The organism is Cohnella abietis (assembly GCF_004295585.1).
GTDB lineage: Bacteria > Bacillota > Bacilli > Paenibacillales > Paenibacillaceae > Cohnella > Cohnella abietis.
Map to the genome: position 1 here is coordinate 5,380,736 of NZ_AP019400.1, position 18,682 is coordinate 5,399,417.

The following is an 18,682-nucleotide window of genomic DNA, read 5'->3' on the forward strand; positions in this document are numbered from 1 at the left end:
ACTCAAATGCATAAATACGACCTTATCTTAGTCTATTCTCCAAAAAATAATAGATTCCTCCGTTTATATCGGAAGTTAGGATGATATCAATAAGGATGATGGGGACTTCATTGTAAAATTCTGTTGTTTTTAGTGCTAAGTGATTTCTTTCGTTTTCCTCGCCACTCCGATACGACAACTCCTACCAACACAAGAGCCGCACCGAAATAACCTTTAAGTGACAATGTTTCATGGGCGAACAAGAATCCAAACAAAGCAGCAAACACAGGTTCAAGCGCAAATATTAGTCCTGTTCGGGTAGGAGTCGTGTACTTTTGTGCCAATGGCTGGACAATAAATCCGAAAGCACTGCAGACGATGCTTAGTGCGAGTACCGCTATCCATCCATTTGAAGAATTAGGGTACGTGGGCGTTTCAAAAATAATGGAAAAGATCAATCCAAAACCACCCGCGAACCCCAATTGTATAATCCCCAAGTTTAATGCATCCGTTACTTTCGCTGCATATCCGGTAATCAAAATATGTATTGCATATAACAACGCAGCCAAAATACATAAGAAATCTCCTGGATGAATACTTAACTTGCTATTTAGCGTCATCAGTCCAATACCTAGGATTGCAAGACAAACGCCAATGATAAGGCTTAACTGAAGTTTTCTCTTGTACACAATGACATAAATTAAGGGCAAAAATATTACCGTTAGGCTAACCAAAAATCCAGCATTTGATATAGTGGTCGTTTTTAAGCCAAACATAATTGATGTAAATACACCGAACAATACGAATCCTAGCAAAGCGCCATATTTTATAGTTATCGAATTGGTGTGACGTAAGCGTTTAAAGAAAATAATTGCTGCTACAACGAATGCAAGTCCGAAGCGGAGAGCGATCAAGTTAAATTCTTCTATAGAATTTAGTCCAAGCTTCATAAATATATATGATGATCCCCAACATATTGTGACCAGTAAAATAAGCAAATCAGCTTTTTGCGATTTCAACATCATCATCCTTTATTCAGCAAAGTTTAACAAAAGTATACTACGACCTTATACACAAGAATATTGAATCTTTGTTAAACTATACATGAACAAATCTCATGTTAAGGGATGGGCTTATCATTGAGTATTACGAAATACGAAGTTTTTATAAAAGTAGTCGAACAGGGGAGTCTGACAAAGGCTTCTGATTTGCTTGGATTGACCCAATCGGGAGTGAGTCATGCGATTAATAGTCTAGAAACGGAAATAGGATTTTCCCTGCTGCTCCGCGGTCGGTCAGGCATAAAATTAACTGCGAATGGAGAAAAACTATTAAAACCGATTCGTGAGATGCTGAACTGGAACGAACAAATAAAGCAGATTGTGACGTCTATTAATGGATTGGAAGCTGGCACAATCCGTATTGGCACCTTCACCAGCGTATCTGTTCACTGGCTTCCAGGTATATTGAAGCAATATCTGAATGAATATCCAAATATTGAAATCAAGCTGATTGAAGGCGATTATGAAGAGATAGAAAACTGGATTTCGAATGGTGAAATTGATTGCGGATTTATAACCATTCCTGCTCAAGGGCAATTTGAAGTTATTCCTCTCAAAAAGGATAGGATGTTGGCCATCCTACCATTGGATCATCCGTTGAGCCAACTCCCATATCTTCCTTTTTCCCAAATTGAAAAGGAGCCGTTCATCATTCCGAGTGAAGGATCTGATTATGATGTCAGACGAATATTAAATATAGCGTCGATTAAACCCAATATTAAATTCTCGTCAGATGATGATTATGCGATCATTGCAATGGTAGAGAACGGTCTAGGAATTAGTATACTTCCTGAGCTTGTTCTTCAGGGACGTGATCACAACGTCTGTTTACTAGAGCTAGAGGATCATAGCTTCCGGTCACTAGGCATTGCCATCCATTCTATGAAAGACGCATCACCTGCCGCAAGACGGTTCGTTAATTGTGTCCAACAATGGTTGGTCAGTTGGGAGAAGTGACAATAAGTAATAGCCTCCGTAGGTTAGAAGTCTAAAGCTCATTTGTTCCAAAGCGGAACTCTTATTTGAACAAAATAGGATGGTTTTATGTTGCAACGAACTCCAGACACCTTATATCCAGCAAAGTAGCTCTATTCCTCCTGCATATGACTCAATAACACCACTGGAGTTTAGAACAAAAAAGAAGTCATTTTTCTCGGCAATAAGCTCGATACGGTTCGTTAGCCAAGACACGGTTTGTTAGGACACACACTTCCCTCTTGGGGCGGGGGTGATAGCGATTTTATCCATTCTAATCGTCAAGAAAGCCATCAAAACCACGGTTCTCACGTGGAGTTGAAGGCTTCCTTAACTAAACTATTCAGCATTTAGTTATGCTTTTTATTCTGAAACTGGCTCGGTAACTGACTCAGTTCCCGGGTTAGTCACTGAGTTAGTTACCGGCTCAGTCCCCGGTTCAGTCACTTGCTCATCCGGCTCTTTCTCTATTTCCTTTTCTTCTTCCTTGTCTACCTCTTTTGACACCTTATGCGTCAAGCCCTTGGCCAACCATCTGTTGCCCTGCTCCGTTCGGATCTCGATCCATGAACCTTTTTCACGAATCGCCTCATAAATTCCAGCCGCCAGCCGCACTCTTGTATCCAAGTTCAAACTTGGCTTTGAATACGTATAGCTGGCTGCAACAAGCTCTACTTTGCTTGCTACAGCAACTGTCTGAACATTATTGATCCATAGCTCCGCGATTCTAGAGCCAAGCAGCCAAGGTGTATTTTGATGCTGCTCCCAAATGCGATCCCACTGGGAAAGTGCTACATTCGTTTCTCCTGAAGGCCTTCCTAGCTCTGGTGTGAGTGCAGGCTTACCAAACTCAATAATAAACCAGTCTGTAAACCCGCCGCCAGATGGATTGGACTCTGGATTCACAACCCGATACCCCGTCATAGCTGCGTACTCATTCACTATCATACGATCCCTTTGAAGATTAGCCGAGGGTGTCTTATAGTTCCAAAATACAATCTCTCCAGAAGAGTGGTAAGAAACCGCTAGCTCAGGCTTTAACTTCCTAGTCAGCTCTGCCATTGCCCTTGCTTCCTTTGCTTCAAGCGGCTTTTGCCCTTTATAGTTCATATAGGATGGCTCAGAAGCCGCATTTCTAATCGTTCCCCAGCCTGCCGGATACTGACGATTGAGATCGATTCCTTTTGCATTAGCCTTCCAACGCTTAAAGTTAAGGCTCCCTTTATTCATACGAATTAATGCGGCCTGATCCTTCTGTAGAAACGCCTTTGGTCCCGACTGCTGCAAAGTAACGCCGTCTGGATTCACCATTGGTACAATGCTATAGGTAACATGCTGCAACAGATCAGTCGTGCTCAACTTTTTCCAGTTGGAACCGGCATCAGCCTTAATAGCTATCGATTCCGACATTTCCATTAGGGTTGTTGTTGTAATCCATTCTCTAGCATGATGTGAACCATTTAATAGAATATTAACCGGTCCATTACCTATCTCGATCAGCCATAAGTCACGTCCATACTCGCTCTTTCCTATGGAACGATATCGAACGAGCTCAGGGTATTTCGCAGCTAATTTTTTAATATCCTTTACCATGGTTTCATACGTGTAAACCTGCTTAGGTTGTACGATTTTGGAGGATGTGCTGCTTCCGCCTGTCAAAAAAAATAGAGCTGATAGTAGAATAAGTAGTAGAGTGATTTTGCGGCGATAAGCATAAAACAAAATGGAAAAAGCCTCCTGTCGTTTCTTGTCGAATTTTACCTTTTCGACATCGGAGGCTCATATTCCTACTCTATTAACGTTAAAAATATTAAAAAATCTATCTCTGCGCCCTCTATCCTTTTCATATGTTTTTCTTGAAATCATGTTAACATTGTGACAAATCAGCATCCCTATTGTAATTGTCCAGCAATCGGTTTATGATAAACAAATCACCCATTGTGAAATAAATCACATATCATTAGCGTTGTATGTGAAAATAATCACAATGACACAAATAAACATCTCGAGGAGGACTACTTTATGAAAATCATCGTTATTGGTTGTACCCATGCCGGAACCGCTGCTGTTACGCAAATGGCCAAATTGTATCCTGAAGCTCAGATTACCGTCTACGAGCGAAATGATACGATCTCGTTTCTCTCTTGCGGCATCGCACTACATGTCGGAGGAGTTGTACACAACGCAGACGAGCTCTTCTACTCGAATCCTACTGTACTAAAGGAGCTAGGCATACTTACCAAGATGCGTCATGACGTCCTCTCGATTGATACAATTAATAAAACCGTACAAGTCCACAATCTCGCAAACGGGCAAACTAGCGTCGATACTTTTGATAAGCTGGTCTTAACGACAGGCTCGTGGCCAATTATTCCGAAGATGGATGGCATAAGCCTTGAAAATATACAGCTCTGCAAAAATTACGCTCACGCTCGCACTCTCATTGAGAAAGCAGATACAGCCCAAAAAATCGTAGTCGTCGGTGCAGGGTATATCGGTATCGAGCTCGTTGAGGCTTTCGAGCAGCTCGGCAAAGAGGTTACCTTAATCGACAATACACCACGTGTGCTGTTTAAGTACCTTGATGAGCCCTTCACCCAGCTTGTGGAAGATGAGCTGACTACTCGCGGAGTACAATTAGCGCTGGAGCAAAGTGTTACCTCGTTCACTGGAGACAACAACGGCCGTGTCAATAAAGTCATTACTACTGCAGGAGAATATGAAGCTGATCTCGTTATTCTGTGCATAGGATTTAGACCGAATACTGGATTACTTGAAAATCAAGTTGAGATGCTGCCTAATGGAGCTATTATCGTTGATGAATATATGCAAACAAGCTGCCCCGATGTTTATGCAGCCGGAGATAGCTGTGCTATCCGATTTAATCCAACTGGCAAGCAGGCTTATATTCCACTCGCCACCAACGCCATTCGGATGGGTACGCTCGTAGCCCGTAATTTAGTCAAACCAACAATTAAATATATGGGCACACAAGGAACGTCGGGCATTAAAATTTTCGATTACAATATTGCCTCGACCGGCTTAACTGAACAAGCGGCTATTGACGCGGGAATGAATGTGAAAGAAATCACAATCAATGACGACTATCGCCCTGAGTTCATGCCCACTCATGAAAAAGCTTTGTTAAAGGTCGTCTATGAAGAAGGCAGTGGGATAATTGTCGGAGCTCAGGTACTCTCGAAGGTGGATCTCACTCAATCCATTAATACGTTATCGGTATGCATCCAGAACAAAATGACGATGGACGAGCTAGGCTTCATCGACTTCTTCTTCCAGCCTCATTACAATAAACCTTGGAACCTACTGAATCAGGCCGGTCTTCAAGCTTATGCTATGAGCTAATGATACTAAACAACAGACAGGAGCTTTCTCTCAGGATCTGGTACACCTGTAGAGATAGCTCCTATCTGTTAATCGCTATTGCGCGCTGTCGTACGAGGGATGGCATAGGGCTTCAACTCCACTGCCGCATCCGTATGACTGAACACTATCCTCGATTCAGCCTCCAGACTCGCTAAATCCTCTGAGCTATATCTGGAGCTAAAATGAGTAATCAACAGCCACTTCACACCTGCTGCCTGTGCAGTTTCCGCTGCCTGAAGGGTTGTGGAATGACCATACTCTCCTGCTTTGTCCACCAAATCATTAGCGAACGTGGCTTCATGAACGAGTAAGTCTGCACCCCTTGCAAGCTCTATTGCACTATCACAAGGCTTAGTATCCCCCAGAACGACAATAATTCTGCCTGGCAGTGGATTTCCGACTACTTCAGCAGAGCGAATTATTCGCCCATCTTCCAGCGTAATGTCTCTGCCAGATTTTAAGCTACCGTATAAGGGACCTGATGGAACACCCAGCTTAGCAAGCAGCTCCGTATTAAGAACGCCGGTACGGGGAAGCTCAGTTATTCGGTAGCCGAAGCTATCGATCCGATGATCGAGCTTAGCTGCTTCTACTGTAAAGAAGTCATCCTCACATACTGTTCCTTCTTCTATCTCATGAATCCGAAGCGGATAACCCAGATGAGTTTCACTGATCCTTAAAGTAGCCTCAATAAATTCGCGCAACCCAGGGGGACCATACAAATCCAATGGCTCGGTTCCACCAAGCGATGATCTGCTGCTTAATAAACCAGGAAGTCCAAAAAGATGATCCCCATGCAAATGGGTAATGAACAGCTTCTCCAGCCGGCTTAATCGGAAGGGAGAACGAAGCAGCTGATGCTGCGTACCTTCCCCACAATCGAACATCCAGAACGTTCCTCTGTTTTGCGGCATTTGCAGAGCAATAGCTGTTACATTCCTGTTCGCAATTGGCATGCCTGCGCTCGTTCCCAAAAACCAAAGCTCCATGCCAACACCTCCTCCGATAGCTTGTACCGCTAACAGGCACAATAAACTAATCAGAGTTATCAATAAAGGAAAAAACCTAGAATGCTAAGAACATACCCATCTAACTTAGGCATAGTGTTAGTCTTTAAACACCCGTCCGTCTCTTCTGGTTATTTTGCACCTTATGGATTTGTGTCTTCATAGCCTTAACTCCGCCAGAAGCGTTGCCTTGTTGTCCATTAGCTGAACGTTGAGCCTGTTTTTTCTTTTCCAATATACGTTTGATCGCATCCGTCTGGTTCGATTTCTTCGTTTCTTCCACTGAAGCCTCGTTAGGCGTCGTATTATTATCGCTCATTTTTATCACCCCATGTAAGATTACCCTTCTTATTTTACATCATCGGAGCGCTTATTAACTGTTTTTCTGTAAAAAAATTCGATAGTTTCAGCTTACCCCTCTTGTCTTTGTCTAATTCAGGCTAGGACCTTCGTAGTGGGAAAGAAATCCCAACAAAATGAGATAAAAAACCTTATAATAGAATCATTAACTTACATAAATGAGGTGAGAAAATGAGATTTTTATGTTTATTGCTCATATGTTGTCTGATTTTGACAGCCTGCAGTAGCACCTCGAATTCAAGCAGTGTAAACGAGCATGCAAAACATACACCTTCATTGGATGTCAAATTAGATATTGAAGACAATCAGGTTACGGTAAAAGTGAATACGGACATGACTATATCCCCGGAGCATTATGGGAAGGCTCGCCAGGATGGTGAAGGCCATATCCATATGTATTTGGATAACGGTGCTAAAGTAGCAGTCAAGCAAGGTCAGCAGGTTTTCCCAAACCTATCTCAAGGTAAGCATACTCTTAAAGTTTCCTTACATAACAACGATCATACCCCCTATGACGTCACCAAAACATACGATTTTGAAATCAAATAATATTCCCTTTACAGGAGAACCTCGTGCTCAATAAATTAAGCCTACAAACTCGGATAGTAACTCTTTTCACTACCGTAACTGTGCTATTAATGTCAGTCATAGTCTGGTTTGATTCCTACACTCTTCAGAAGGCTGTTGAGGAAACCTACGTCAGCCAACTGGACGGGATGACAACTGCAATCAACGGCAGGTACGAAGAATCCCACTCCATACATGACGTTCAGCAAATCTTTGATTACATACAATACAAGAATGAGAATGTTCTGCAATTAACACTGTATGGACAAGATAAGGTACTTGCTTCAACAGACCGGGAGCTTATCGGAAACCCCTCCCCACCGGATTTATTAAACGCAATTCAGGTTTCCAAAAATGAGACTCTGATATCGCATATCCGTAATGATGCTGATGGTATTCCTAAAGATCGTTTAACAGCTCCTCTTAAAGAAGATGGGGTTACAGTTGGTGCTATTGAACTACTGGTAGATACATCAGAAAGCTCAGATTTAATCTCAAATCGGATTCTATTCATTATTGTTGTTGGTCTTGCCATTGCCGTGCTTTTACTTGTCGTATTATCGATTATTATTCGCAAATTACTTATTCGTCCGTTACTTAAAATTAGAGATGCCGCAGTTACTATGAAGATGGGCTCTGCGTACAAAGAGATTGTCCTTGACTCTAGCCAAGAAATAAATGAGGTTGCCTCTGCCTTCAACGATATGGTTATCGACCTAGAAGGCCGTTACAAGGAATTACAGCAAGCTCAGAAGCAGCTAGTAGAATCAGAGAAGATGGTAGCCTTGGGAAACCTAGTTGCTGGCGTCTCGCATGAGATTAATACTCCCATTGGCATTGGCGTAACTGCTGCCTCATACATGGATGAGAAGACAAAAGCCTTTCAGCTCCTGTTCCAGGACAGCAAGATGAAGCGGTCAGACTTGGAAGAGTATCTCAACACGGTGAGTGAAACGACTGGCATGCTTCAAACAAATCTATATCGTGCATCAGAGCTGATTAGAAGCTTCAAACAGGTAGCCGTAGACCGATCTATCGACATGAAGAGAAGGTTCAAAATTAAAGAATATATTAAAGAAGTGCTAATAAGCCTACAGCCTAATCTTAAGAAGACGAAGCATCAGGTTCAAGTAACAGGTAATGATGGCATTGTACTTTTTAATGATCCCGGTGCCATTTCACAAATCGTAACTAATTTGATAATGAATTCTCTTATACATGCCTTTAACCCAGACGATGAGGGTCAGATCTCTATTACTGTCTCCTCCCACTTCACCGATTTTACCCTGCATTATTCGGATAATGGTAAAGGAATGCCTCCTGAAGTCGTTCAGCAAATCTTTAATCCCTTCTTCACTACCAATCGGAGTAACGGGGGAACCGGACTTGGGATGCATATTGTATATAATCTAGTCACACAATCACTTCGCGGTACGATCAGATGCGAGAGCAAAGTAGGCTCAGGCACCAACTTTATTATTCAAATTCCAATGATGAACGAGGGATGACATAGTGGTAAGCAATCAACAAGAAGATTTCCTTATATTCGCAGAAGATGATCAGGTAGAGCCACCAGTGTCAAGCTTGGAGAAAGAAAAGTGGAAAATAATTATCGTAGACGACGAGCAGGAGGTTCATAACGTTACCCGTTTGGTGTTGAGCGATTTCGAATTCGATGGCAGGCGACTAGATCTCATAAGCGCTCACTCTGAGAAGGAAGCGCTCCAAGTCATCAGCGATCATTCCGACATTGCTATCATTCTACTAGACGTCGTTATGGAGCAAGACGATTCGGGATTGAGAATTGTGAAATACATACGTGAGCAATTAAAGTACCAGGCGGTCCGGATCATCCTGCGAACTGGGCAGCCCGGCCAAGCACCTGAGAAAACCGTAATCATGAACTACGACATTAACGATTATAAGGAAAAAACGGAATTAACATCTCAGAAGCTATTTACTACTGTTATGTCGGCCTTGCGTTCATACCGGGATATTATGATCATTGAGAATAACAAGATTGGCTTAGAGAAAATCATTAATTCCTCGGCAGATTTGTTCGAACTGAAGTCTATGAGAAAATTCGCCTCTGGTGTTCTTACCCAGCTGACCTCGATTATGAATTTGAATAGAAACGCGCTTCATTGCAACAGCTTCGCTGTCTCCAAAGGGCAGGAGGAAATATATATTCTCGCAGCAACCGGGGATTTCTCTCCCGATGAAAGCAAGAAAATCGAGGAAGTCGTTCCTGAACATGTTCTCAGAAGGATTGAGAGTACATTTCGCGATAAGAAGGGCTCTTTCTTTGATGACCATTTCACGTGCTACTTCCGGAGCAAAGCAGGCAGTGAGAATGTTATCTATTTCGAAGGCTCCAACCCCTTAAACGAATGGAATCGGTATCTTATTGAAGTATATAGCTCCAACGTTTCTGTAGCATTCGAGAACATATACTTGAATGAGGAAGTCGAAAATACACAGAAGGAAATTATTTTCACCTTAGGAGAAATAGCCGAGACGCGTTCTAAGGAAACGGGGAATCACGTCAAAAGAGTAGCTGAATATTCTAAGCTTCTAGCTCTTAAATACGGCATTCCCGAGGAAGAGGCCGAGATCGTCAGACTTGCATCATCGATGCATGACGTAGGTAAGGTTGCCGTACCTGATGCCATTCTGAATAAGCCAGGCAAGCTCACGCCAGAAGAATTCGATACGATAAAAATGCATACCAATCACGGCTACGCCATGCTAAATCATTCTAACCGCCATATTATCAAAACCGCTGCCATTATAGCTCATCAGCATCATGAGAAATATAACGGTCAAGGCTATCCGAACGGTTTGGCCGGGGAAGACATTCATATCTATGGCAGAATCGCTGCACTTGCTGACGTATTCGATGCGCTTGGAAGCGAAAGAGTGTACAAGAAAGCATGGCCGCTTGAAGAGATACTAGATTACTTCCGACAAGAGAGCGGGCAGCATTTTGACCCTCAGCTAGTTACCCTTTTCTTCGATAACTTGCCGAGCATATTAAATATAAGAGACCAATTTACGGATCTGAAAAGCTAATCAACAAAGGAGAGCTCCCGCAAGAGGGGCTCTCCTTTGTTGATTACTATGTTGCGCGCCGACTAGAGCATCGTTATTGCTGACTAGTAAGAACCGCATCAATTAGACCGTAGCTAACTGCCTCTTGCGCAGACATGAAGTAATCTCGATCTGTATCCTTGGCGATCTGCTCAATAGACTGACCGGTTTGCTTGGCCAGAAGCTCGTTTAATTTGTGCCGTAATTGAATAATTCTTTTTGCCCGGATTTGTATATCTGATGCCTGCCCTTGCACCCCACCGAGCGGTTGATGAATCATGATTTCACTATTCAACAATCCGAAGCGTTTCCCTCTAGTCCCGCTGGACAGAAGGAAAGCCCCCATCGATGCGGCCATCCCCATACAAAGCGTACTGACATCTGCTTTAACATATTGCATGGCATCATAGATTCCCATTCCAGCAGATATTGATCCCCCAGGGCTGTTAATATACAGCTTGATGTCCTTGTCAGAATCATCAGCATCTAAATAAAGAATCTGGGCAATTACCGTATTGGCTACTGCATCAGAAATTTCTCCAGATAGAAAAATGATCCGATCCTGCAGCATCCGAGAGTATATATCGTAGGCACGCTCGCCCTTAGCGGTATTCTCCACGACATAAGGCACTAGATTCATCAAGTCTCACTCCTTATCCCTCTATCCGGTACTTTTTCTCCAAATCTGATGATGGGCTAGCATTGATTTTCCATACTTTTGGCTTTAAAGAATCACTGAGCCTCTGTTGCTCGCTTTCGTCATCAAGCAATGGAAGCTCTTTGATTCGGGTTACGACTTCTTCATCCACGACCACATTATTCATCTCGTTCTCATCCACTACGTCGAGTGTTACACATTGCTGGACTTGGTTGGGAGCCCCATTTTCCGTATAAAATAACGTGAGCTCTATGGTCGTCCTCTCACATTTAATCGCCTCGCTAGTAAAAATCTCCATGTAAATATCATCTGGAGTGGACGGCTCATAAATGATAATTTCTCCGGAGTCATCCTCATGAAAGTGACTGAGATTTCGGCGGCGATAAATCCCTTGAGGAAGATTAATACGTATTCGCGCATTCTCAACCTGACCAATTGCCTCTAAGTGGATCCAAAGATGATTCATACCCTCTTCATTCTCAAGCTGAGATTTGGCCAGCCTAACCGATATCATTGGTTTCCCCCTCCCGCCATAAGCTGGGTAACGGTGTCGATCACTCTGGTCCTCAGCTCAGGAGCAATTCGAGAGCTTATGGAAATAATGACATCCTCATTGATAACATGCGTTTCATGCTGGAGTAGTTGGTCTGATTGATACAAGGGGAGCTTCTCACCAATGCTGATGATTTCCTCCATGGGCCGTCCTTGAAGCTTCTCTTGGATAGTCGCCAAGGTTTCTCCACTTCTAGACAAAGTAAGTATGGCGCGAAAATAATGAAGGTGATTATCGGTATAAACCCTTTTATTCCCGACAAGCTCCAGCGCTGGGATAACACCAATTTGTGTGTAGTATCTGACCGTCCTTAGATTCATTTGTGAATCTTCGTTTTGCAGCATTTCAGCGATTTGCTTCGCGGTGTAATGATTCACTTCTTCTCACCCTTCCTGAGTGCATGATGGATATTTATTAGAATGATGTTTTTATTATTTCACACGTTACAGTAAAGTGTAATAGTTACAGTATACTGTAACTATTATTGAATTGCAAAGAAAGCCCTTTGGAGTATTCCTCAAAGGGCTTTTCTTCACATAGCATATGCTTATTTCAATAAAGCTTCCCAGTTTAATTGGGCTTTAAGACGAAGCTGCTTGAGCTCATCCTTGGTAGGTGGCTCTTGTTTCTTAGTATTAATGAGTAAGAGTTTTGATTCTGCATTCCATGTCACTGTAGCTCCTAGTGCTTCCGCTAAAAATCGAGCGGGAACGACGGTACTTTTATTAATCATCCGAGCAGGTACTGTAAGCTTTGCCGATTTTCCATTAATATAGGCTGTTTTGCTACCGATTGTCAGTTGCACCTTCTTGGTCACAGTCGTTGCAGTCACAAGCTTTTTACCTGAATTCCAAGTCACATTGGCTTGCATTGCTTTAAGTAGCTCACGAAACGGAATAAGCACTTCATTTTTCTCAATAATAGGTTCTGCCTTCAACGGAATCAGCTGTCCATCTAGCACAACAGCGGCAGCATATTTGATTCGCTTAGGCGAAGCTACAAGATCATAAACCCAGCCGTTATTTGCCGGAACCGGATCTGCTACAGTGTCTCCCGCCAAATTCAGCCACTTTCCTGTGTTGGAATCGAGAAAAGGAGCCGATCCCGTATAGAAAAGGGGAACTGATGGCTTAACAATTAGATGATAAAATAACTCAGCCTTGTTATTCCCCGTTGGGAAATATTGAAGCTCAACATCGTACATCGATAGCAGCAGTCGTTTGGCTTGTTCCTGCTTCAGCTTTGGTTTGAATCCAGTTGGTATTGTTGACACAGGCTCGTTGTTATAATTCTTAGGGAATTTACCTGTTTTCGCATCCAAGACTCGGTCATTTATTGAATACAATAACGGAAACTCCTTCTCCTCATCCAACCTAAAGAGGAAGGGTAAGGAGTTATCTAAAATAATACTTTGAGCAGTCTCCTTAGAGATAATACCTTTGGGATCGGCAAAATCTAGCGCATGCCAGTTGACTTGATAGGAGGTTACTTCACCACTTGTACGATCAACAAATATAGAAAATTCATTGAATCCATATGGACCAGTGCGGATTCCGTTCACTAGTCTATTAAACCTAAATTTATATTGTGATTTGTCATTCGTTCTTGTGCTGTACTCTGATTCCCTTGCAGGATTGATGACCCACTGGGCATCAAGCTTCCAAGGCTGGTTCTCAGCAAAATTCTTCGCGATGGTTGCGGCAGTTTCTATATCAATTTTGCTAGGAGTGCTGAAATCCCATTCTTTAGTATCTGTAATTCCGGACCATTTGGAAGCTTGAAATTCCATAAGCTTACCATCCGACTCTCTCAGCTCAATGTTAACAGAGTGTAGCCTTCTCCCATTATCGTCTGTTTCCGGTGTGACAAACCCTATATTCCACGACTTGTAATTAGCGATTCCTTTTGTAACATTGTCAACCTCTGCTCCCTCCGGTATGAGCGGCAGCAGCAGCTTTGCACGAGCAATTGCATCCTCACGGTTCAGGATGGGGCCGCCAGTTAATCGTGTGGACGATGAGGTTGAGCTTGCCTCCTCCTTCTTAACGTTAGCAGCAAGAGATTGGGCTTGCGTTTGAGTGGACGTATACAAGGTGCTTCCTAACGCTAGGGAGCAAAGGATAACAATTTTTACCAGTTTAGTGGATTGGTACATTACAAGCCTACTGATCGACATAATTTCTTTTGCCCCTCCCCCTACTTATACTCCTATTCCTTCTTTCCTGGGAACCCATATACGAAAAGGATAATGCCAACAAGACTGAACACAGGAACGAATAGATTATCAAAGAAGCCAGTATGGACTGGAGAAGCAACTCCGTTGCCACTGTTAGCTTCAATAGCGAAAGCTATTCGCCAGCCAACCCGCTCAAATGCATATATGATAGCTGCAATAACTAGAAATGTAGCACCTAATTTCCTATAAAAATCGTTGCCCAACTATAATACCTCCTTATTGTGCGTTCCAATATGCTCATCTAATTAACGTTCTTCCCCTCCATAAGGTTACATTAAATTCCAAGTCAATGTTAATCATTTATTATTAAGCTATTCTACCGTTTGTTCTATACATTACAGCAGGCTGCTATATATTGGACAGCATATTTTAATGGTTTTTAGAATAATTCTAAATAGGTGATGTTTTCAAAACTTTCATTAAGGAGTGTTTCTGTTATGAGTGACGAGAACAAAAAATTGACGACTAGCTGGGGGGCTCCTGTCGGGGACAACCAAAATTCAATAACAGCTGGCTCACGAGGACCGACACTGATCCAGGATGTTCATCTACTAGAGAAATTAGCTCATTTTAACAGAGAACGTGTTCCAGAACGTGTTGTTCATGCGAAGGGTGCAGGAGCTCACGGTTACTTTGAAGTTACCCAAGATCTATCAAACTATTCGAAGGCCAGCTTCCTTTCTGAAATAGGCAAACGCACCCCTTTGTTCATCCGTTTCTCGACTGTTGCGGGAGAGCTTGGTTCGGCAGATACCGTTCGTGATCCTCGCGGATTTGCTGTGAAATTCTACACTGAGGAAGGAAACTATGATTTAGTCGGCAATAATACACCTGTATTCTTCATTCGTGATGCCATTAAGTTTCCCGACTTTATCCATACACAGAAGCGCCATCCTCAAACCCATTTGAAAAACCCTAATGCCGTTTGGGATTTCTGGTCCCTCTCCCCTGAATCCTTGCACCAAGTTACGATATTGATGTCAGATCGAGGGATTCCGGCTACTCTCAGGCATATGCATGGCTTTGGTAGCCATACCTTTAAGTGGGTTAATGCCGAAGGAGAAGCTGTTTGGGTAAAATATCACTTCAAAACAGAGCAGGGCGTTAAGAATCTAGATGTCGAGCTTGCGGCTAAGCTTGCGGGCGAAAATCCGGATTATCATACAGAGGATTTGTTCAATGCTATTGCGAATGGCGACTTTCCAGCATGGAAGCTTTCCGTGCAAATTATGCCGTTAGAGGATGCAAATACTTATCGCTTTGACCCCTTCGATGTCTCAAAGGTATGGTCACAGAAAGACTACCCATTAATCGAAGTCGGTCGCATGGTGCTGAACAGAAATCCGGAAAACTATTTTGCGGAGGTTGAGCAAGCTACTTTCTCTCCTGGAGCATTCGTGCCTGGCATTGAAGCTTCACCGGATAAAATGCTGCAAGGTCGTCTGTTCGCCTACTCCGATGCACATCGTTATCGGGTTGGCGCTAACCACAATTCTCTGCCAATCAACCGACCGCAAGCCGAAGTAAACAATTATCAGCGCGATGGGCAAATGCGTTCCGACAGCAATGGGGGAAGCTCTGTCTATTACGAGCCTAATAGCTTCAGCGGCCCGACCGAATCTGCACAGAATAAGCCTGCAGCCTACGCTGTATCCGGTGAAGCGGATAGTGTAGCTTACGATCATCATGATCACTATACGCAAGCGGGCGATTTATACCGTCTACTTAGCGAGGATGAACGTACCCGTCTAGTTGAAGCCATTGTCGGAGCAATCAAACCCGTAGAAAAAGACGAAATCAAACTCCGTCAAATTGGTCACTTCTATAAAGCCGATCCAGAGTACGGCACACGTATCGCGGAAGGGCTTGGATTAACCGTTCCTCAGGTCGTGTAACTAGATTCCCATAGCTAAATAGGGGGCAGTTCCTCAAGGTCTATGACCCACGGGACTGCCCCCTACCAACTACTTATCACCAATCGTACCTATCCCCTCCACATAACCAGCTCTGTTGCTCGAAAATTTCTTATTCATTTCTAGTATCTCAAGCAATTGTGCCTAATTAGCCTCTTACAGCTTCGTTGCTCAAAAATTCCGTATCCCTTCGACTAATCAATCTCTTCCAGCCCTCATACCTATCCCCCGCCCCGTTGCTCGAAAATTTAGTATACCCGCTCCAATCTTCCTAGTATAGACACCACTTTGGTATCGCCCGTCATTGTCGTGTTTTGCTACTATGAGTGAGGTTGGCTTCGGTTCGGCTCGTCATCGTCGCATTTTGCTACTATGGGCGGGGGTTGGTTTCGGTTCCGCACGTCATTGTCGCATTTTGCTACTATGGGCGTGACTCAGCTCCTGTTTCGCCCGTCATTGTCGCATTTTGCTACTATAGGCGCGACCCGGCTTCCGGTTGGCTCGTCATCGTCGCATTTTGCTACCATAGACGCGACCCGGCTTCCGTTCGGCCCATCACACCCGTAACCTAGCGAATATTCTCCTGCCAAACTGAACCGCACCATGGCAAATGAGCAATACCACACCGATCTCAATAGCATGATCGGCAAAGTTTAGAATACCGCCAGCGCGGATGATAAAATCTGTCACTTGTCCAAACAACAGGCGATCAATCCCATTCCCAATCGCTCCTCCGACTAAAAACCCCATGCTGCTACTAAGGATTGCTCCCCCCAGTTCTCCTTTTCTGCGATAATAAAGCACCCCAATAACGAATAGAACGGCTATAACCCCAAAAAGTCTTCCATAGCCTTGAAATGAGCTTCCTGCCATACCGCTATTCTCATAGTGAGTAAGCCGCACTCCCCATAATAAGAAATCATCGCCAATATTAATGTAGAGACGTATTAGAATTTTAGAAATTTGGTCAGCCAAAACAACGATTATCGCAATTGCATAGAACAGCATAATTATCCCTTCTTCCTAGCAGCTTCGTCTGTATCCCTCGTTATCAGTATATAGGAATACTTAGAATCATCAAAAAAACACCCCCACTATCAGGATGTTTTTCTTCAAACTATTCTCTCAGCCAATCAAACTTACCCTTTAACCGCGCCAACACTTAAACCGCTAATAATATACTTCTGGAAAAATAAGAAAAGAACGGCAGGTGGTATTAACGTCATCGTCAGAATGGCAAACCGAATGTTCCAGTTGATCGTCGAGCCCGTATACATAACTTTCGTATAGATGGCGGCCGCCAAAGGCAACTTGTCTTCATTCATGACCAAGCTTGACCAGTAAAAATCGTTCCAGGTCGTCGAAAATCCGAGCAAAATTAATGTAATTAGAATAGGAACGGATAGAGGAATAGCAATGTTCGCGAAACTCCTAAACTCCGATGCACCATCTATCCTTGCAGACTCCAACAGCTCCTTATGGATACCGTCAAAGAAATTTTTCAGCAACAGTAGGAAAAATGCGTTCGCACCCGCAGGCAACCAGTAAGCCCAATAACTATTCAATAACCCTAAGCCCTTCAGGTTTAGAAAATTAGGAATTAAATAAGAATTCGCAGGAATTAATAGAGTAGATAAAAAATATAACGTAATCCACTTCTTCATCGGAACTCTCAGATGCGACAGACTGAAAGCCGCCATCCCAATGAAGGTTAAGGAGAATAATGAATTTCCGAGAAAAATAAATAAAGTATTCTTAAAATATAACGCAATATTTAGAACCGACAATGATTCCTTATAGTTGGCCCATAAAAATTTACTTGGAAAGAACGGTGCAGGGAACGTGAAAAACTCTTTAGTCGACTTCAGGGAATTTAGAAATGTATTGACAAACGGATATAGCATAGAAAGAGAAATAAGGAAGATGCACAATACCATAAAGCCATATGTGATTTTTATTCCTGGTTTTCTAAAGTCATATCGGGACATAATTGCGCGATCTCGGGTCGTCTTCATGCCTCGTCGCCTCCACGTCTGATTTTGATCGTGATAATGGAGAAGACAAGTAAGAAGGCGAACATGATCACTCCCATAGCACTAGCCTTACCGAAGTTCATGAAAGTGAATGCCTCCCTAGTCGTAAGCAGAAGATACGTTAGTGTGGCATTATCCGGGCCTCCTCCAAACATTAGCAATTGAGATTGGAAGGCTTGAGATGTTGCAATCAGTTGCAGCACGAGAAGAAGTAAGATCAGATTTTTTATACTAGGAAGCGTAATATATCGAATCCGCGCCCATACGCCGGCCCCATCCAATTCCGATGCTTCATATAGATCCTTGGGTATAGCTGCAAGTCCCGCGATATAGATCAGGGTCGCACTACCGAAATTTTGCCACGTTTCCAAAATAATAAGAGAAAATACCGCATGCTCCTTGCTATAGAAATCAAAATCCGGTAAACCCAAATAATTGAAGAATGAGTTAATCGGACCCACTGCATCGAAAAACCACTGCCACATTCCATATAATACGATTGCGGGTATTATACTCGGAAGATAGCCCACGATGCGTGCAGAGCCTTGAAACCATTTCAGCTCAGACACCGCGATGGCCATAGCTATAGGAACCCAAAACCCGATCAGCGCCGCAAGCCCCATGTACACCAAGGTATTTTTGATGGCTGTATAATAATCTGGATTGCTCAGCACCTCTTTGAAATTTTGCCAACCAACAAAGGAGTTTCCGCTTACAAAATCCACGTTATAGAAGCTATACATAATTCCTTTAAATATCGGCATCCATAGAAATATGAAAAAGATGATGATTTCCGGAAGCAAAAATAGTAATCCCCAAAAATACCACCGCGTTTTCCTGCTCAATCCCGATCTAACAACTGGAGG

At 43.1% G+C, this 18,682-nt stretch carries 18 protein-coding genes; 6 read left to right on the forward strand and 12 right to left on the reverse strand.

What is annotated here, in order from left to right:
- Positions 1-107: 107 nt before the first annotated feature.
- Positions 108-998: a DMT family transporter gene (locus KCTCHS21_RS23830; protein ID WP_179952707.1), complete on the reverse strand. Its 891-nt coding sequence runs from the start codon at positions 996-998 to the stop codon at positions 108-110.
- Positions 999-1,118: 120 nt separating this feature from the next.
- On the opposite strand from KCTCHS21_RS23830, the gene KCTCHS21_RS23835 reads away from it, so the two are divergent.
- Positions 1,119-1,997, forward strand: a complete 879-nt coding sequence (locus KCTCHS21_RS23835; protein ID WP_130614070.1) for a LysR family transcriptional regulator — start codon at positions 1,119-1,121, stop codon at positions 1,995-1,997.
- A 381-nt stretch (positions 1,998-2,378) separates the two neighbouring features.
- Here KCTCHS21_RS23835 and KCTCHS21_RS23840 read toward each other — a convergent pair whose 3' ends face one another.
- Complete coding sequence (locus KCTCHS21_RS23840; RefSeq protein WP_130614072.1) at positions 2,379-3,737, reverse strand: M14 family metallopeptidase; 1,359 nt, start codon at positions 3,735-3,737, stop codon at positions 2,379-2,381.
- A 300-nt stretch (positions 3,738-4,037) separates the two neighbouring features.
- Here KCTCHS21_RS23840 and KCTCHS21_RS23845 point away from each other — a divergent pair, with 300 nt between their 5' ends.
- Positions 4,038-5,378: an FAD-dependent oxidoreductase gene (locus tag KCTCHS21_RS23845; protein WP_130614074.1), complete on the forward strand. Its 1,341-nt coding sequence runs from the start codon at positions 4,038-4,040 to the stop codon at positions 5,376-5,378.
- Between the two features lie 68 nt (positions 5,379-5,446).
- Here KCTCHS21_RS23845 and rnz read toward each other — a convergent pair whose 3' ends face one another.
- Together rnz and KCTCHS21_RS23855 are read right to left on the reverse strand one after the other, a co-directional pair.
- Positions 5,447-6,388 (reverse strand): ribonuclease Z, encoded by a 942-nt coding sequence (gene rnz, locus KCTCHS21_RS23850; RefSeq protein WP_130614076.1) that lies wholly within the window; start codon positions 6,386-6,388, stop codon positions 5,447-5,449.
- A gap of 124 nt (positions 6,389-6,512) precedes the next feature.
- Complete coding sequence (locus KCTCHS21_RS23855) at positions 6,513-6,725, reverse strand: hypothetical protein (protein ID WP_130614078.1); 213 nt, start codon at positions 6,723-6,725, stop codon at positions 6,513-6,515.
- 317 nt (positions 6,726-7,042) lie between these two features.
- Between KCTCHS21_RS23855 and KCTCHS21_RS23860 the strand changes: the two genes are divergently transcribed.
- The 3 genes from KCTCHS21_RS23860 (at position 7,043) to KCTCHS21_RS23870 (ending at position 10,405) form a co-directional block, all read left to right on the forward strand.
- Complete coding sequence (locus KCTCHS21_RS23860; protein ID WP_162309366.1) at positions 7,043-7,315, forward strand: hypothetical protein; 273 nt, start codon at positions 7,043-7,045, stop codon at positions 7,313-7,315.
- An 89-nt stretch (positions 7,316-7,404) separates the two neighbouring features.
- A complete protein-coding gene (locus tag KCTCHS21_RS23865; protein ID WP_130614083.1) occupies positions 7,405-8,841 on the forward strand; it encodes a HAMP domain-containing sensor histidine kinase in 1,437 nt (478 codons plus the stop codon).
- A gap of 4 nt (positions 8,842-8,845) precedes the next feature.
- On the forward strand, positions 8,846-10,405 hold the full coding sequence (locus KCTCHS21_RS23870) for a DUF3369 domain-containing protein (protein WP_130614085.1): 1,560 nt from the start codon (positions 8,846-8,848) through the stop codon (positions 10,403-10,405).
- Positions 10,406-10,478: 73 nt separating this feature from the next.
- On the opposite strand, the gene clpP is transcribed toward KCTCHS21_RS23870, so the two are convergent.
- From clpP to KCTCHS21_RS23895, 5 genes are all read right to left on the reverse strand, one after another.
- The gene (clpP, locus tag KCTCHS21_RS23875; RefSeq protein ID WP_130614087.1) at positions 10,479-11,063 is read right to left on the reverse strand and encodes an ATP-dependent Clp endopeptidase proteolytic subunit ClpP; all 585 of its coding nucleotides are present in this window, start codon (positions 11,061-11,063) and stop codon (positions 10,479-10,481) included.
- Positions 11,064-11,076: 13 nt separating this feature from the next.
- Entirely contained in the window at positions 11,077-11,595 is a 519-nt protein-coding gene (locus tag KCTCHS21_RS23880; protein WP_130614090.1) for a hypothetical protein, read from the reverse strand.
- Positions 11,592-12,011 carry a MerR family transcriptional regulator gene (locus KCTCHS21_RS23885; RefSeq protein WP_179952637.1) on the reverse strand — a complete coding sequence of 140 codons (420 nt, stop codon included), beginning with the start codon at positions 12,009-12,011 and terminating at the stop codon, positions 11,592-11,594. Before KCTCHS21_RS23885 ends, KCTCHS21_RS23880 begins: the two co-directional genes overlap by 4 nt.
- A gap of 170 nt (positions 12,012-12,181) precedes the next feature.
- Positions 12,182-13,810 carry a stalk domain-containing protein gene (locus tag KCTCHS21_RS23890; protein WP_130614092.1) on the reverse strand — a complete coding sequence of 543 codons (1,629 nt, stop codon included), beginning with the start codon at positions 13,808-13,810 and terminating at the stop codon, positions 12,182-12,184.
- A 32-nt stretch (positions 13,811-13,842) separates the two neighbouring features.
- Complete coding sequence (locus tag KCTCHS21_RS23895; RefSeq protein WP_130614094.1) at positions 13,843-14,073, reverse strand: hypothetical protein; 231 nt, start codon at positions 14,071-14,073, stop codon at positions 13,843-13,845.
- Positions 14,074-14,307: 234 nt separating this feature from the next.
- Here KCTCHS21_RS23895 and katA point away from each other — a divergent pair, with 234 nt between their 5' ends.
- A complete protein-coding gene (gene katA / locus KCTCHS21_RS23900) occupies positions 14,308-15,765 on the forward strand; it encodes a catalase KatA (protein ID WP_130614096.1) in 1,458 nt (485 codons plus the stop codon).
- A gap of 573 nt (positions 15,766-16,338) precedes the next feature.
- Here katA and KCTCHS21_RS23905 read toward each other — a convergent pair.
- The 3 genes from KCTCHS21_RS23905 to KCTCHS21_RS23915 form a co-directional block, all read right to left on the reverse strand.
- A complete protein-coding gene (locus KCTCHS21_RS23905) occupies positions 16,339-16,791 on the reverse strand; it encodes a signal peptidase II (protein WP_130614098.1) in 453 nt (150 codons plus the stop codon).
- A gap of 131 nt (positions 16,792-16,922) precedes the next feature.
- Positions 16,923-17,798, reverse strand: coding sequence for a carbohydrate ABC transporter permease (locus KCTCHS21_RS23910; protein WP_130614100.1), 876 nt, complete (start codon positions 17,796-17,798; stop codon positions 16,923-16,925).
- Positions 17,795-18,661: a carbohydrate ABC transporter permease gene (locus KCTCHS21_RS23915; RefSeq protein WP_232057943.1), complete on the reverse strand. Its 867-nt coding sequence runs from the start codon at positions 18,659-18,661 to the stop codon at positions 17,795-17,797. Before KCTCHS21_RS23915 ends, KCTCHS21_RS23910 begins: the two co-directional genes overlap by 4 nt.
- Between the last annotated feature and the right edge of the window lie 21 nt (positions 18,662-18,682).

What these genes read in the sequence shown, in the direction of transcription:
- clpP (WP_130614087.1), bottom strand. Translation starts at nt 11,063, where the DNA reads ATGAATCTAGTGCCTTATGTCGTGGAGAATACCGCTAAGGGCGAGCGT.
- KCTCHS21_RS23865 (WP_130614083.1), top strand. Translation starts at nt 7,405, where the DNA reads ATGTCAGTCATAGTCTGGTTTGATTCCTACACTCTTCAGAAGGCTGTT.
- katA (WP_130614096.1), top strand. Translation starts at nt 14,308, where the DNA reads ATGAGTGACGAGAACAAAAAATTGACGACTAGCTGGGGGGCTCCTGTC.
- KCTCHS21_RS23880 (WP_130614090.1), bottom strand. Translation starts at nt 11,595, where the DNA reads ATGATATCGGTTAGGCTGGCCAAATCTCAGCTTGAGAATGAAGAGGGT.
- KCTCHS21_RS23890 (WP_130614092.1), bottom strand. Translation starts at nt 13,810, where the DNA reads ATGTCGATCAGTAGGCTTGTAATGTACCAATCCACTAAACTGGTAAAA.
- KCTCHS21_RS23910 (WP_130614100.1), bottom strand. Translation starts at nt 17,798, where the DNA reads ATGAAGACGACCCGAGATCGCGCAATTATGTCCCGATATGACTTTAGA.
- KCTCHS21_RS23905 (WP_130614098.1), bottom strand. Translation starts at nt 16,791, where the DNA reads ATGCTGTTCTATGCAATTGCGATAATCGTTGTTTTGGCTGACCAAATT.
- KCTCHS21_RS23855 (WP_130614078.1), bottom strand. Translation starts at nt 6,725, where the DNA reads ATGAGCGATAATAATACGACGCCTAACGAGGCTTCAGTGGAAGAAACG.
- KCTCHS21_RS23845 (WP_130614074.1), top strand. Translation starts at nt 4,038, where the DNA reads ATGAAAATCATCGTTATTGGTTGTACCCATGCCGGAACCGCTGCTGTT.
- rnz (WP_130614076.1), bottom strand. Translation starts at nt 6,388, where the DNA reads ATGGAGCTTTGGTTTTTGGGAACGAGCGCAGGCATGCCAATTGCGAAC.